Origin of the sequence: Agrobacterium vitis (assembly GCF_014926405.1) — a bacterium.
In the GTDB taxonomy this organism is placed as follows: domain Bacteria; phylum Pseudomonadota; class Alphaproteobacteria; order Rhizobiales; family Rhizobiaceae; genus Allorhizobium; species Allorhizobium vitis_H.
On record NZ_JACXXJ020000005.1, the window covers coordinates 3,269,349 to 3,284,406 of the forward strand.

Sequence of the window (15,058 nt, forward strand, 5' to 3'; positions counted from 1 at the left end):
ATTCATAGTTTCAACCTCCGACCGCAAGGTCGGGGGTTTTGCATTTGGGGCACACTGTTGATTATGAAGGTTTTGGCGTGCCCAAGCACAAGGCAGGTTGCGCGTTCAAGGAGTAAGTTCAAGCAATGGCAGGCGATACTATTTTTGCCCTCTCGACCGGATCGCTTCCGAGTGGTGTAGCCGTCATTCGGTTATCGGGTCCTGATGTCCAAGCCGTTGTAACAGAACTCTGTGGGATGGTTCCTGAGCCACGCCAGGCCACGTTACGATCGATTCGGCACCGTGATGGACTGGTGATTGACCGCGGACTGGTCCTTTTCTTCTCCGGCCCCTCCTCGTTCACTGGTGAGGATTGCGGGGAACTGCATGTGCATGGAAGTCGGGCCGTGGCAAGTGCTTTGCTTTCGACACTGGCCTCGTTCTCCGGTTGCCGGCTTGCAGAACCTGGAGAGTTTTCGAGACGGGCTTTTGAAAACGGCAAGCTGGACTTGGTTGAAATTGAAGGCCTAGCCGATCTGCTGGCAGCGGAAACAGAAATGCAGCGGCGTCAAGCTCTAGCCCAAGCCAGCGGTCACGCGACCGGTATCTATGAGAGCTGGCGTGAGAAATTGATCTATGGCCGCGCGATGATTGAGGCTGAGTTGGATTTTGCTGATGAAGGCGATATTCCCGGCTCGGTGTCAGACCAGGTTTGGGATACCGTTACAGACCTTCGCACGCAGATTTCAGCGGCTATTGTCGATGACCGGCGGGGTGAGATTATTCGTGACGGTTTCAGCGTTGTGATTGCTGGGCCTCCTAACGCTGGCAAGTCGAGCCTCATCAATGCGCTTGCCGGTCGGGATGTAGCGATTGTTACCCATTATGCCGGGACGACACGGGACATTCTGCAATGTGATATAGACCTTGAAGGATATGTTGTTCGCCTGTATGACACCGCCGGTATTCGAGAGACCGAAGAGGTCATCGAACAGGAAGGCATACGGCGGGCATTACGCAAGGTTGAAGAAGCCGATCTCGTTCTGTTGCTTGATGACGTTTCATCTCCAGGCCACACAATTAATATTGTTTCGGTTCCGTTTATCACCATAGGCACAAAAGTTGATCTCGTGTCGGCAAATGATGAGATTGGACGAGATCTCGTCATTTCGACTTACGTTGCAGATGATGTGGATAGGGTTCGAAGCGTAATTCTTGATTCGATTCGGAAACGGTTTGGTCAGAGTGAATCAGTGATCCCAAGTCGTTTGCGACATATTGAATGCCTGCGAGATGCAGTTTCATTTATTGATCAGGCCTTGGATGGGCGACTGAACTTGGAAATCAGGGCGGATTTCCTGCGTTTAGCCAGTGACTCGCTTGGTCGTCTGGTTGGGCGTATCGATACCGAAACGCTTTTGGGCAAAATCTTTTCGGAATTTTGTGTCGGAAAATGATTCACGTGAAACACTGGTGGTCGAGATGAAAATGATGCCGCGGCGATTTGATGTGATTGTGATTGGCGGTGGGCATGCGGGCAGTGAAGCTGCCTATGCGAGTGCGCGGCTTGGTGCGCGAACATGCCTAGTAACGCATCGGCACGATACGATCGGTGTTATGTCTTGTAATCCGGCCATTGGCGGTTTGGGCAAAGGGCATCTTGTCCGGGAAATTGATGCGCTCGGGGGCCTCATGGGCAGATGTGCTGATGCCGCAGGAATTCAGTTCCGGTTGCTTAACCGTAAGAAAGGACCGGCGGTACGAGGGCCGAGAACTCAAGCCGACCGAAAGCTTTACCGCCAAGCCGTACAAAATGTTCTCTTCAATCATCCGCAGCTCGAGATCATCGAAGGGGATGTGTTCGATCTTGATGTCGAAAATGGCACGGTTAAAGGGGTTATTTTGGCAGATGGGCAAAGCCTGTCCAGCGCGTCAGTGATATTGACCTCCGGTACTTTTTTGCGCGGTCTCATTCATATTGGACAGACAAAAATTCCGGCCGGACGTGTTGGCGAAGCCCCTTCGCTCGGTTTGAGCGCGACATTGGGGCGGTTGGGCCTAAGGCTGGGTCGGTTGAAAACCGGAACTCCGGCCAGGTTGGATGGTCGAACTATTGACTGGGCACAGCTCGAAATGCAGTCAGCTGATGAGCAACCAGTCCCGTTCTCATTCATGACCGATCGGATTACCAATCCGCAGATCGAATGTGGAATCACCCGTACCACTGCCGCAACCCACACAATCATTCGAGATAATATTCATCTCTCTGCCATGTATTCTGGGCAGATCGAAGGTGTCGGCCCACGCTACTGTCCTTCGATTGAGGATAAGATCAGCCGGTTTGGAGATAGGGATGGCCATCAGGTTTTTCTTGAGCCTGAGGGTCTGGATGACCATACGGTTTATCCGAATGGAATATCGACGTCTTTGCCGGAGTCCGTGCAGAGAGAGTTCATGAGAACACTGCCTGGCTTGGAAAATGTGACCATTCTCCAGAGCGCTTATGCAATCGAATATGACCACATAGACCCGCGGGAATTGTCGGCGAGCCTCGAGTTGAAACGCCTGAGTGGTCTTTATCTCGCTGGGCAGATCAATGGAACCACTGGTTACGAAGAAGCTGCGGCACAAGGCCTGGTGGCAGGATTGAATGCCGCACGCACGGCAGGCGGCCAGGATGTGGTTCATTTCAGCCGGGCTCAATCGTATATTGGCGTGATGATTGATGATTTGATCAGCCATGGCGTGACTGAACCCTATAGGATGTTCACCTCGCGTGCGGAGTTTCGTTTGTCGCTTCGGGCAGATAATGCCGATATACGTTTGACGCCTATTGGCATCGCGCTCGGATGTATCGCTTCAGACCAAGAAAAACGGTTTAAAGACTACAGGCATCAGATTGATGACACGATCAATATGCTTGAGACGAGGAAACTAACACCCAATGAAGCCGCTGCCGTTGGCATCCCTGTTAATCAGGACGGGCGCCGGCGCACTGCCCTTGAGCTGTTGGCCTATCCCGATATTTCGATTGCCGATCTCTCCCGGCTCTGGCCTGAACTTTCTGCTTTAGATAGTAAGGTCGCGGAGGCTGTTGAAATTCACGCGACCTATGCTGTTTATATGGATCGACAAAATGCCGATATTGCCGCAACCAAACGAGATGAAGATAGACTGATTCCAAAGGATTTCGATTATGCTTCCCTATCGGGCCTATCCAACGAGCTAAAGCAGAAACTGGAAAAGACCCGTCCTGAAAATCTCTCCCAGGCCGCCAAGGTCGAGGGTATGACCCCCGCGGCCATTTCTCTGCTTATCGCTTTCTTAAACAAGGGTATGTTGCGACATGTCGGTTGATGCAATGTCCGCGAGTCTCTTTCAGCGGCTTACCGGTCTACGTGTTTCACGTGAAACATACGAAAAATTGGATCATTTCGTCGATCTGTTTGGCAAGTGGTCCAAGGTCATCAACCTTGTTGCCAATTCAACGAAAGATCAGATCTGGCATCGACATGTCATTGATAGCGCGCAGCTGTTTAAGCTTCGTCCGAACCCACAGCACTGGATCGACTTGGGAAGTGGTGGCGGATTTCCGGGCGTCATTACTGCGATTTTATTGTCGGAAAAGAGCGACGGCTGGGTTGATTTGGTCGAGAGCAATAACAAAAAAGCAGCTTTCCTCCGCACGGCTCTGATGGAAACGGGCGCCCGAGGCAGGGTTCATCCCGTGCGAATCGAAGAGGCACATAAAAGTCTGTCGGATTGCGATACAATTTCGGCACGAGCGCTTGCGGATCTCGATCTGCTTTTCTCTTATGCCTCTCCTTGGGCCGAAAAAAACAAAAATCTTAATTTTCTCCTGCATAAAGGTCGGGATTACCAGTCTGAAGTTAACAATGCGCGTGACCGATGGACGTTTGATCTGATAATACATCCTAGCGTGCTTGAAGCCGACTCTGTCATCCTGGAAGTGAGCGGGCTTGCACGATCAAAGTAAGATCAGTCAGGTGACCTCATGCCCTACGAGAAGAACCGGATCATAACAATTGCCAATCAAAAAGGCGGTGTCGGCAAGACGACGACGGCCATTAATCTTGCAACCGCATTGGCTGCGATTGGCGAAAGAGTATTGATTGTCGATCTCGATCCCCAAGGCAATGCAAGCACGGGTTTGGGAATTGACCGCCGTGACCGTAAATTGTCCTCCTATGATTTATTGATTGGAAGCCATAGCGTTTCCGAAACGGTTATCGATACTGCGGTGCCTAATCTGTCGATTGTACCCTCCACCCTCGATTTGCTAGGGCTTGAGATGGAAATCGCCCAGAAGGCTGACCGGGTGTTTCGCTTGAAGGCTGCTTTGCAGTCTCAGGATGGATTGGCATATTCCTATGTTCTGGTCGATTGCCCTCCGTCTTTTAATTTGCTGACAATGAACGCCATGGCTGCGGCGCATTCTATTCTGGTGCCGCTGCAATGTGAGTTTTTTGCTCTGGAAGGTCTTAGCCAGTTGCTTGAGACGATTGGTCAGGTCAGGCGCAACGTTAATCCCACCTTGGATATCCAAGGTATTGTTCTGACAATGTTCGACTCCCGGAATAATCTCGCTCAGCAGGTGGTGACAGACGTCCGTAGCCATCTGGGTGAAAAGGTCTATCACACGCTCATTCCACGCAATGTCAGGGTCTCCGAAGCACCGTCTTATGGCAAGCCGGCTATTCTTTATGACCTGAAATGCGCAGGCAGCCAGGCTTATCTGCAGCTGGCGTCAGAAGTTATCCAAAGGGAGCGGCAACGTCGCGCGGCTTAGATCGTCTATCCCGCGCCTATGGGTGTGGTTCTGGCGATTTGAATGGTGTAGACGCGGCGAGTGGAAGCCTATTCCAGCGTGAAGAGTGAACGAAGAGGTTCGTGATGAACGACGATATTTCGAAACGGCGTCTTGGTCGTGGTTTAGCCGCCTTGATTGGCGAAATGGATCAACCTGTTCCTGTCGATGAAAGCAGAGCTGTGGTCTCCGCCGACCGGATGGTGCCGATTGAATTTGTGTCCCGTAATCCACGCAATCCTCGTCGTTACTTTGACGAAACGGTTCTTCAGGAACTTGCCGGCTCCATTCGCCAGCACGGCATTGTGCAGCCAGTCGTGGTGCGAACGATTGCAACAGGCCGTTACGAGATCATTGCTGGCGAACGTCGCTGGCGCGCAGCCCAGCTCGCCGGATTGGTGGAAATACCTGTCATCGTTCGAGATGTGGATGATCGCACTGCTCTGGAATTGGCAATTGTCGAAAACGTTCAACGTGCCGATCTCAATCCGCTCGAAGAGGCGATGGGATATGAACAACTGATTGCAGAACACGGATATACCCAGAATGATCTCGGCGAGATTATCGGCAAGAGCCGAAGCCATGTGGCCAACAGCCTGCGGCTTTTGAAGCTTCCTGATCCAGTGCGTGACATGCTTGCAGACGGTTCTCTGTCTGCCGGTCATGCTCGCGCTTTGGTCTCGACATCGGACCCGAATAGCTTGGCCCGTCAGATCGTGTCCAAGGGCATGTCGGTCCGAGATGCTGAACGTCTGGCGCAAAACGATATCAAGGGCCAAGGCCAGCCAAAGCCGCACGTGGCGCCTGCAAAGGATTCTGATACAGTCGCATTGGAGAGAAGCCTGTCGGATCGTTTGGGGTTGGATGTATCGATCAATCACAAAGGTGGCGGTGGCCAGCTTCGAATCAATTACAAAACCCTGGAGCAGCTTGAGGAAATTTGCCGGTTGCTTGAGGCGCGCTAACCTCTGAATGGACTTTTGCGCTGCCGTTTATCTTCCAAATAAAGCAGAAGACAATATTCTTTGCCATTTCCCGAACGTGAAATGGCAAGCAGGAGAAGTTACTGGCGGCTTCTCCTGGCCGATTGCAGGGTAATGGCCAGAAGGGTTTGAAGCGACAGGCTGTCTTCTAACGTTGGCTGACGCCTGCTGGCGAGAATACCTGCCTGTAATCGGCGCATCTCGACCGAAAGGGCGTCGGACGGCCAATTCTTTAAAGATTTTTCAAACAGGGGCTTTCGCTTGAAATGTATCTGACGGCCAAGCGTTTGCATGACTTGGCCAGCCTGTTGGCGTTTTTCATCCATCTCACTTCGCATAATGTCCAGCAACTGAAACTGTCGAAGGCACCCCTGAAGAACGAGGAACATCGGTGTTTTGGAGGTGGCAATTTTCTGGACGGCGTGCAAGAGAGCGTCGGAATTGCCAGCAAGCACGGCATCTACCGCTTCGTCCGTCGAAACGGCGCTGGCATCGCCAATAATCTGCTCGACATGGGTTTCATCGACGAGATCGTCATGCAGACAATAGAGCAGCAGCTTGGATATCTCATTGCGAGATGCGCGGCGGTCACCGCCTAGACTTTCACTGAGCAGTGAACGAGCCGCAGGGGTCAGTCTCTTTCCTGCGGCGCTGAATTCCGCGTCAATCAAGGCATTGATGGCGCGTGCATCGTCCTGATAGCAGGGAATAACTGCAATATTGCGGGCCGATTCGGCTATCTTTCGGGTCGCTGATCCCTTTTTGAGATCCCCGGCTTCAAGGATAAGGCAACTGGATTCAGGCGGGTCCTTGGCAAGAATTTGCAGCCCATCGACCACACTCTTTTCATTGGCGACGCCTCTGATCCAGACCAATCGGTCGCCGCCGAAGAGGCCGAGGGCATTCATTTCATCCAATAGTTTTCCCGGATCGCTCTGCAGGTCGCTGCTATCCAGCCGAATGACCGAGAAGGGATCGTCAAGCGCAACGCCTGTCGATTTGGCAAGGGCCGCCGCGCGTTCCGCCACAAGGCCAACATCCGGGCCATAGACCAGAAACATCTTGTAGTGGCGGACTGATTTTTGCAGAAAGCCATCGAATTCGTGTGACTTGACTTCAACCATGGGCTTCAAGTCTCTCCGCTTGACCGTGTATCAGACAGGCAGTGCAGCAAATTTAAAATGATAGGGCATCATGCGTTTGATTATAAACGCATGATGCACTGGAGTTTGTCAGTGAAAGTAGAACCGGTTTTCCAAAGAGACAAGCGGATTGAAGGATGTCTATAGGTTGTCCGGTTCAATGTGATCCCAAACAACCTATGGCGCTGTGCCATTGCGATTTTAGGCACATCCTATAGAAGATCCCAGGGGCTTCGTGTTGGCAAAACTCGCGTTTATTATTTACGAACCAGCAGGCTAGCCAAATCTGCGGAGATCAACTCTGCCAATTCCCGCGCAGCGCGATTTTCAGCATCTCTTACAGCGCGAAGCTTGGCAAACTCCTGGGTCGGAAAATCAACCAGCGCGACGGACTGGCGATGGGCAATACGCATAACCGAAAGGTCGCTTGCCTTCTTCAATGTATAGTCTGCGCTGACTGTCACGCGACCGGCTGTCGCACGGTCGGTACTTTCGTTGATCAGAACTTCCGTCGTGTCGGTATGAACGACCAGGGTGACGAGATATTCAGGATGCGCCGGCTCGCCCTGCCCGCCCGCGGCGAGGAAGATCAATCGGTTCCGAACCTCCTGCCCCACCCTGTCCGTTGCTGGAGAGAAGCCAATGGAGGCCATCAGCTTACGGGTGCCAAGAGCCTCCCCATAGAGCGGCCTGACCTGACAACCCGCGAGGGCGCCAAGCAGACCAACGGACGCGGCAAGAACCGCGCGACGGGATAGATTTACGCGTGAATCAGACGACAATGTTCACAATCCTCTGCGGAACCACAATGATCTTCTTAGGCGTTTGCCCTTGAAGAGCGGCTTTAACGGCATCCAGATCGAGCACCGCTTGGCTGACGGCATTCTGATCCTCATCGCGACCGATTGTCAATTCGGCCTTCTTCTTGCCGTTGATTTGCACCGGCATGACCACTTCGTTTTCAGCCACCAATTCAGCGTGGAAAACCGGCCAGTCTGCTTGCGACACCATTCCGGAATGGCCCAACACCGCCCAGCATTCTTCTGCCAGATGCGGCATCATTGGAGCAATGATCTGGATTAGTATTTCCGTGGCGTTGCGCATCGCAGCGGCGAAGTCAGCATCGGCTTGTCCAGATGCCACCTGCGTCAGCGGTGATGCCAGAGCATTGAGCAACTCGTAAATCCGCGCCACGGCCTTGTTGAAGGCCAGTTTGTCCAGATCGGCACCGACAGCCTGCAAGGTCTTGTGGGCAATCTGGGAGACCGCCCTGCCCGCACCATCCTTAGCCGGAGTCGATGCAGAGGTTCTCAGCACGTCGGCAGCCTCGGAAACCAGCCGCCAAAGCCGCTGGACGAAGCGATGCGAGCCTTCGATACCGGCTTCCGACCAGATCACGTCGCGATCCGGTGGTGAATCCGACAAAACGAAAAAGCGGGCGGTATCTGCGCCGTAGGAGCCCAGAATATCATCGGGGTCGATGACGTTCTTTTTCGACTTCGACATTTTTTCAACGGAGCCGATCGTCACCTCCTCGCCGGAGGACAGAAGGAAGGCGCGGCGTGTGCCATCGACATCCTCGACGCGGATATCCGCAGGCGCCACCCATTGGCCATTCGCGCCGCTGCCAAGACGGTAGGTCTCGTGGACGACCATGCCCTGGGTAAACAGACCTTTGAAAGGCTCGCTGACGGCCACATGGCCTGTTTCGCGCATGGCGCGGGTGAAGAATCGGGAGTAGAGCAGGTGCAGGATCGCATGCTCGATGCCGCCGATATATTGATCGACTGGCAGCCAATGATTGGCCACAGCCGGATCGGTCGGCTTGTCTTCCCACGGTGCGGTGAAGCGGGTGTAATACCAGCTGGAGTCGACAAACGTGTCCATCGTATCCGTTTCACGCCGGGCCGCCTTGCCACAGCATGGGCAGGAAACGTTGCGCCAGGTCGGATGGCGGTCCAGCGGATTGCCAGGTACGTCGAAAGTGACGTCATCCGGCAGTTTGACCGGCAGATCCTGTTTCGGAACCGGAACAACACCGCAGTCTTCACAGTGAATAACCGGGATCGGGCAGCCCCAGTAGCGCTGGCGTGACACGCCCCAGTCGCGCAGGCGGAAATTGACCTTGCGCTCGCCAACAGGCGCGCCATTCAGCTGTTCGGCGCACAGTTTTGTGGCAACGGCTTCAAAAGCTTCATCGGTGGTCTTGCCGTCGAGGAAGCGTGAATTGATCATCACGCCGTCTTCCACATAGGCGGTGTCGCCCACCGTGAAGCTGGCTGCATCGCCATCCTTTGGCATCACAACAGGCACAACAGGCAGATCGTATTTGCGGGCAAAATCCAGATCGCGCTGGTCTCCGGACGGGCAGGCGAAGATCGCGCCGGTGCCATAGTCCATCAGCACGAAATTGGCGACGTAAACAGGCAATTCCCAGTTGGGATCAAGCGGATGTCTGACCTTGATTCCGGTGTCCAAGCCTTTTTTCTCGGCGGTTTCCAGCGCAGCCAGCGAGGTCCCTGCCCTGCGGCATTCGTCGCAGAAGTCAGCAATGTCGGTGGATGTTTCGGCCAGTGCCTTGGCCAGCGGATGATCGGCGGCAATTGCCAGGAAGCTGGCGCCAAACAATGTGTCAGGCCGTGTCGTATAGACCTGCACGTCGGCAAAGCCCTGCGGACCTGTCCCAGCGGCGATCTCCCATCGCACCGTCAGGCCTTCAGACCGGCCGATCCAGTTCTTCTGCATCAGCCGGACCTTTTCGGGCCAGTGATCCAGCGTGTCCAGAGCGTCCAGCAGATCCTGGGCGAAATCGGTGATCTTGAAGAACCATTGGGTCAGTTCGCGTTGCTCGACCAGCGCACCGGAGCGCCAGCCACGGCCATCGATCACCTGTTCATTAGCCAGCACCGTCTGGTCGACCGGGTCCCAGTTGACCTTGGACTGCTTGCGATAGACCAGGCCCTTTTCCATCATGTCGAGGAAGAGATATTGCTGGCGTTGGTAATATTCGACATCGCAGGTGGCGAATTCACGCGACCAGTCCAGCGACAGGCCCATGGATTTCAACTGGGCGCGCATGGAGGCGATGTTCTGATAAGTCCAGTCCTTGGGATGAACCTTGTTCTGCATGGCGGCGTTTTCGGCTGGCATGCCGAAAGCGTCCCAACCCATTGGATGCAGGACATTATAGCCGCGGGCGCGTTTGTAGCGGGCCACGACATCGCCCATGGCATAATTGCGCACATGGCCAATATGAATGCGGCCAGACGGGTAGGGGAACATCTCGAGTACGTAGTATTTTTCGCGAGGATCGTCGTTATCGGTCTCGAAGATTTTCGCTTCAGACCATTTTTCCTGCCAACGAGGTTCCGCATCGCGCGGATTGTAACGTTCTGTACTCATGGGATGCTACGTCCGGATTGCTTGAAAATTTGGGTGGACCTTCACCATGAAACAGCCCTAGCGTCAAGGTTTTGCACTGGAATCGGGCAATCCGGGGACGCATTCCTTGCTGGGGTGCCGATAATGCGCTTGCAAGGCTCTTGCCTTTCACGGCCAGTGCCGCGAAAACAGGCGGAATTTCAAAATATGGATGGCTGGCGATGACCATTGAAGAACGACTGGATGAGGTGCGGACCCGGATCGCCGCTGCGGCCCGCGAAGCGGATCGGACCCCGGAGGCGGTCACGCTGGTCGCCGTTTCCAAAACCTTCGATGCGGAGGCGATCCGCCCGGTCATCCTGCATGGCCAGCGGGTGTTCGGTGAAAACCGCGTGCAGGAATCGCAAGGAAAATGGCCGCAGCTGAAGGCAGAAACGCCTGAGATCGAGCTGCATCTGATCGGACCGTTGCAATCCAACAAGGCAGCGGAAGCCGTGGCGCTATTCGATGTGATCGAAACGGTGGACCGGGAAAAAATCGCCCGCGCACTGGCCGAGGAAATGGCCAAGCAGGGCCGGCAGCTGCGGCTTTATGTGCAGGTCAATACCGGGTTGGAGCCGCAAAAGGCGGGCATTGCCCCGCAGGACACGGTGGATTTTGTCGCCCTTTGCCGGTCGGAACTCGGCCTCGATATTGTGGGATTGATGTGCATTCCACCAGCCGATGAAAATCCCGGGCCACATTTCGCTCTTCTGGCGAAGCTGGCCGGGCAATGCGGCGTCGAGCGCCTGTCGATGGGCATGTCGGGTGATTACGAGACAGCTATTGCCTTCGGCGCCACCAGTGTTCGGGTGGGATCGGCGATTTTCGGGAGCCGGTGAGGGCTGCTGATTTCACCAACAAAACCCTCAAAATAAAACCCCGGGGCGGAGCCACCGGGGTTTGAATTTTCCAACGCTGATGTAGCGGATCAATACTGATCGTCTTCTTCTTCGGTATTGGTCGATTTCAACGATTGCAGCTTCTTGAACACGGCATTGGCGTCGATTTCCTTTTCCTCTTCCTGGGCGTAGAAATCGAGATGTTCGGTCTGCGAAGCCGATTGCAGAGTGGCGCCAAGCTCGGCAGCTGTCGGCAGCGGACGGCCCTTCGAGGCCTTTTCCACTTCCATGTCCAGATCGATCTGGCTGCACAGGCCAAGCGTTACCGGGTCCATCGGCGCGAGATTGGCCGAATTCCAGTGGCTGCGGTCACGGATCTGCTCGATCGTGCTCTTGGTGGTGCCGACCAGCCGGGAAATCTGTGCATCCTTCAGTTCAGGATGATTGCGCACCAGCCAGAGAATGGCGTTCGGGCGGTCCTGACGCTTGGAGACCGGCGTATAGCGGGGGCCACGGCGTTTCGAATCAGGCACGCGCACCTTCGGCTCGGAAATCTTCAGCTTGTGGGCAATATCTTTTTCGCCGCGTGCGATCTCGTCGCGGGAAAGCTGGCCGGTGGCAATGGGATCAAGACCCTTGATGCCTTGTGCGGCTTCGCCATCGGCAATGGCTTTTACCTCAAGCGGGTGCAGCTTGCAGAACTGGGCGATCTGCTCGAATGACAGCGCCGTATTGTCTACGAGCCATACGGCCGTTGCCTTTGGCATAAGCAGTGTCTGGGCCATGCAATTACAATCCTTCTGTAGGTACGCGCCGTCGGGCGCGAGCCGTGGATACAACCAGAATTTCCGGGAAATCACCGGCTATATACGCCGGTTGACGCAGAAATGCAATTCTTTGAAAGACAAATGACCTTTGTCTAATTGCCGCCATGTGGCGACCTGATAAGAATTGGCAGTATGACACCTATATCATGATGCAGAGCCACTGCACCGCATCATGCCGGGTCGCATGTTGAGAGAGGTGAGGAGCTCTCCGCAGCCTGTCATGGCTGCGTCACATCAGGAGGATTTCATGTCTGCGAAGACCTATCCCGTTTTAAAGGCCGCCAAGGCCCAGGCTTTGATCGATAACGACAAATACCTGAAATGGTACGAGGAAAGCATTGAGGAGCCGGAGAAATTCTGGTCGAAACACGGCAAGCGGATTGATTGGTTCAAGCCCTATACCAAGGCCAAGAACACCAGTTTCAAGGGCAAGGTGCCGATCAAATGGTTCGAGGACGGGCTGACCAATGTGTCCTACAACTGCATCGACCGGCATCTGAAAACCCATGGCGAGCGCACCGCGATCATCTGGGAAGGCGACAATCCCTATATCGACAAGCGGATCACCTATAATCAGCTTTATGACAATGTCTGCCGGCTCGCCAATGTGCTGAAAGCCCATGGCGTCAAGAAAGGCGACCGCGTCACCATCTATATGCCGATGGTGCCGGAAGCGACCTATGCCATGCTGGCGTGTTCGCGTATTGGTGCTGTGCATTCGGTGGTGTTTGGCGGTTTTTCGCCTGAAGCCCTGGCTGGCCGGATTGTCGATTGCGAATCGACCTTCGTGATCACCTGTGACGAAGGGGTGCGCGGCGGCAAGCCGGTGGCGCTCAAGGAAAACACCGATGTCGCCATCGACATTGCGGCGAAACAATATGTCATCGTCAACAAGGTGTTGGTGGTGCGCCGTACGGGCGGCAAGGTCGGCTGGGCTCCGGGGCGCGATCTCTGGTACCATCAGGAAATCGCCAAGGTGAAGCCGGATTGCCCGCCGGTGAAGATGAAGGCGGAAGATCCGCTGTTCATTCTCTACACCTCCGGCTCCACCGGCAAGCCAAAGGGCGTGCTGCACACGACGGGCGGATACCTCGTCTATGCGGCGATGACCCACGAATATGTGTTCGACTACAAGGACGGCGAGATATTCTGGTGCTCGGCAGACGTGGGCTGGGTCACCGGCCATTCCTATATCGTCTACGGGCCGCTAGCCAATTGCGCGACGACGGTGATGTTCGAAGGCGTACCGAATTTCCCCGACCAGGGACGATTCTGGGAAATCATCGACAAGCATAAGGTCAATATTTTCTATACCGCGCCGACCGCCATCCGCTCGCTGATGGGGGCCGGAGACGATTTCGTCAAGCGTTCCTCGCGCTCCAGCCTGCGATTGCTGGGCTCGGTCGGTGAGCCAATCAATCCGGAAGCCTGGGAATGGTATTATAACGTGGTCGGCGATCAGCGCTGCCCGATTGTCGATACCTGGTGGCAGACCGAGACCGGCGGCATTCTCATCAGCCCCCTGCCCGGCGCCACGGATCTCAAGCCCGGTTCCGCGACCCGGCCGTTCTTTGGCGTCAAGCCGGAACTGGTGGACAATGAAGGCAAGGTGCTGGAAGGGGCTGCCGATGGCAATCTCTGCCTGATCGACAGCTGGCCGGGCCAGGCACGGACGATTTACGGCGACCACAATCGCTTCGTCCAGACCTATTTCTCCACCTATAAGGGCAAGTATTTCACCGGCGACGGCTGCCGTCGTGACGAAGACGGTTATTACTGGATCACCGGCCGCGTCGATGACGTGCTGAATGTGTCCGGCCACCGTCTGGGGACTGCTGAGGTGGAATCGGCGCTGGTCTCGCATCATCTGGTCTCGGAAGCCGCCGTGGTCGGTTATCCGCACGGCATCAAGGGTCAGGGCATTTATTGCTATGTGACGCTGATGGCGGGCCATGAGGGCAATGAGGAATTGCGCCAGACGTTGATCAAGCATGTCCGTTCCGAAATCGGCCCGATTGCCTCTCCCGACAAGGTTCAGTTTGCTCCCGGCCTGCCGAAAACCCGGTCCGGCAAGATCATGCGTCGTATCCTGCGCAAGATCGCCGAGGACGATTTTGGCGCGCTGGGCGATACATCGACGCTCGCCGATCCTGGCGTTGTCGACGACCTGATTGCCAACCGGCAGAACAAAGCATCCGCCTGAGACTATTTTTCTTAGGTTTTGCAAAGGGGGCGGGGTCTCTCCGCCCTCTTCACCAAGTCGCCAAGATGCTCACGCATTCTCGTCTTGAACGAATAAGAAATATAAACTGTCGGCTTCAATGGCAGTTCATATTTTCCGCATTTTCAAGCGGAACTGGCCGGGTTTTGAATGGCACTCGTAAAGTGCAATTAAACAGACTATATGGGGGATCTTACTGCGGAACGACCCTTACCTGACCTTCGAGCCGGTCGGTGACAGGCCTCCACAGTCCATTCGAGTGTTATGGCGGGTGCGCGATGTCAGTCCTGCGCGGCGCTGTAGTAGGAGTTCCCATGGCCCGGGTAGACCAATCCGACGACTGGCGCGAAAAACACGCGCCGACAATCAGCACGTTCGAGTCGCTGGCGATCGAAGCTTTCGGCAATTTACCGAAGGAGTTTCGGGACCTGACCGGAAACCTGATCATCGAGATTGCCGATTTTCCCACCGACGACGTGTTTGAAGACATGGCCCTCGAAACGCCTTTCGATCTGTTGGGCCTGTTCGAAGGGCGCGGCATTTCCGAGCGTTTCAGCATGGAAACCGGCGAGGTGCCCAATAAGATCACCCTCTATCGCCGCCCCATTCTCGATTATTGGGCTGAGAATGAAGAAACGCTGGGCGATATCGTCACCCATGTGCTGATCCATGAGATCGGTCATCATTTCGGCCTCTCCGATGATGATATGGAACGGATCGAGGAAAGCGTTGACGACGGAATGGCTGACCGGTCGTAACGCCTGCGAGACGTCAGGGAAAAGCGTCCAAGATTAGGGCGGCGCATCCTGAGGGACG

General features: G+C 54.9%; 12 protein-coding genes. 8 read left to right on the top strand and 4 right to left on the bottom strand.

Annotated elements, in window-relative coordinates; translation table 11 throughout:
* Positions 1–125 precede the first annotated feature (125 nt).
* The 5 genes from mnmE to IEI95_RS26600 all read left to right on the top strand — a co-directional run bounded on the left by mnmE (position 126) and on the right by IEI95_RS26600 (position 5,772).
* Positions 126–1,436, top strand: coding sequence for a tRNA uridine-5-carboxymethylaminomethyl(34) synthesis GTPase MnmE (mnmE, locus tag IEI95_RS26580; protein WP_156531672.1), 1,311 nt, complete (start codon positions 126–128; stop codon positions 1,434–1,436).
* Positions 1,437–1,470: 34 nt separating this feature from the next.
* On the top strand, positions 1,471–3,336 hold the full coding sequence (gene mnmG / locus IEI95_RS26585) for a tRNA uridine-5-carboxymethylaminomethyl(34) synthesis enzyme MnmG (RefSeq protein ID WP_156531872.1): 1,866 nt from the start codon (positions 1,471–1,473) through the stop codon (positions 3,334–3,336).
* 4 nt (positions 3,337–3,340) lie between these two features.
* Positions 3,341–3,976, top strand: coding sequence for a 16S rRNA (guanine(527)-N(7))-methyltransferase RsmG (rsmG, locus tag IEI95_RS26590; RefSeq protein WP_015917599.1), 636 nt, complete (start codon positions 3,341–3,343; stop codon positions 3,974–3,976).
* 18 nt (positions 3,977–3,994) lie between these two features.
* Complete coding sequence (locus tag IEI95_RS26595) at positions 3,995–4,789, top strand: ParA family protein (RefSeq protein ID WP_015917598.1); 795 nt, start codon at positions 3,995–3,997, stop codon at positions 4,787–4,789.
* Between the two features lie 104 nt (positions 4,790–4,893).
* Positions 4,894–5,772: a ParB/RepB/Spo0J family partition protein gene (locus IEI95_RS26600; RefSeq protein WP_015917597.1), complete on the top strand. Its 879-nt coding sequence runs from the start codon at positions 4,894–4,896 to the stop codon at positions 5,770–5,772.
* Between the two features lie 98 nt (positions 5,773–5,870).
* Here IEI95_RS26600 and holA read toward each other — a convergent pair whose 3' ends face one another.
* The 3 genes from holA to leuS all read right to left on the bottom strand — a co-directional run bounded on the left by holA (position 5,871) and on the right by leuS (position 10,334).
* On the bottom strand, positions 5,871–6,914 hold the full coding sequence (gene holA, locus IEI95_RS26605; protein WP_156531673.1) for a DNA polymerase III subunit delta: 1,044 nt from the start codon (positions 6,912–6,914) through the stop codon (positions 5,871–5,873).
* A gap of 275 nt (positions 6,915–7,189) precedes the next feature.
* Positions 7,190–7,714: an LPS assembly lipoprotein LptE gene (gene lptE, locus IEI95_RS26610; protein ID WP_015917595.1), complete on the bottom strand. Its 525-nt coding sequence runs from the start codon at positions 7,712–7,714 to the stop codon at positions 7,190–7,192.
* Positions 7,704–10,334, bottom strand: a complete 2,631-nt coding sequence (gene leuS, locus IEI95_RS26615) for a leucine--tRNA ligase (protein WP_194417210.1) — start codon at positions 10,332–10,334, stop codon at positions 7,704–7,706. Before leuS ends, lptE begins: the two co-directional genes overlap by 11 nt.
* A 200-nt stretch (positions 10,335–10,534) precedes the next feature.
* On the opposite strand from leuS, the gene IEI95_RS26620 reads away from it, so the two are divergent.
* Positions 10,535–11,194 (top strand): YggS family pyridoxal phosphate-dependent enzyme, encoded by a 660-nt coding sequence (locus IEI95_RS26620; protein ID WP_156531675.1) that lies wholly within the window; start codon positions 10,535–10,537, stop codon positions 11,192–11,194.
* Between the two features lie 89 nt (positions 11,195–11,283).
* Here the strand turns inward: IEI95_RS26620 and IEI95_RS26625 are convergent, their stop codons facing one another.
* Positions 11,284–11,979, bottom strand: coding sequence for a DUF1013 domain-containing protein (locus IEI95_RS26625; protein WP_156531676.1), 696 nt, complete (start codon positions 11,977–11,979; stop codon positions 11,284–11,286).
* Positions 11,980–12,268: 289 nt separating this feature from the next.
* Between IEI95_RS26625 and acs the strand changes: the two genes are divergently transcribed.
* Positions 12,269–14,224: an acetate--CoA ligase gene (gene acs / locus IEI95_RS26630; protein ID WP_015917591.1), complete on the top strand. Its 1,956-nt coding sequence runs from the start codon at positions 12,269–12,271 to the stop codon at positions 14,222–14,224.
* 332 nt (positions 14,225–14,556) lie between these two features.
* A complete protein-coding gene (locus tag IEI95_RS26635; RefSeq protein WP_015917590.1) occupies positions 14,557–15,000 on the top strand; it encodes a metallopeptidase family protein in 444 nt (147 codons plus the stop codon).
* Positions 15,001–15,058 lie beyond the last annotated feature (58 nt).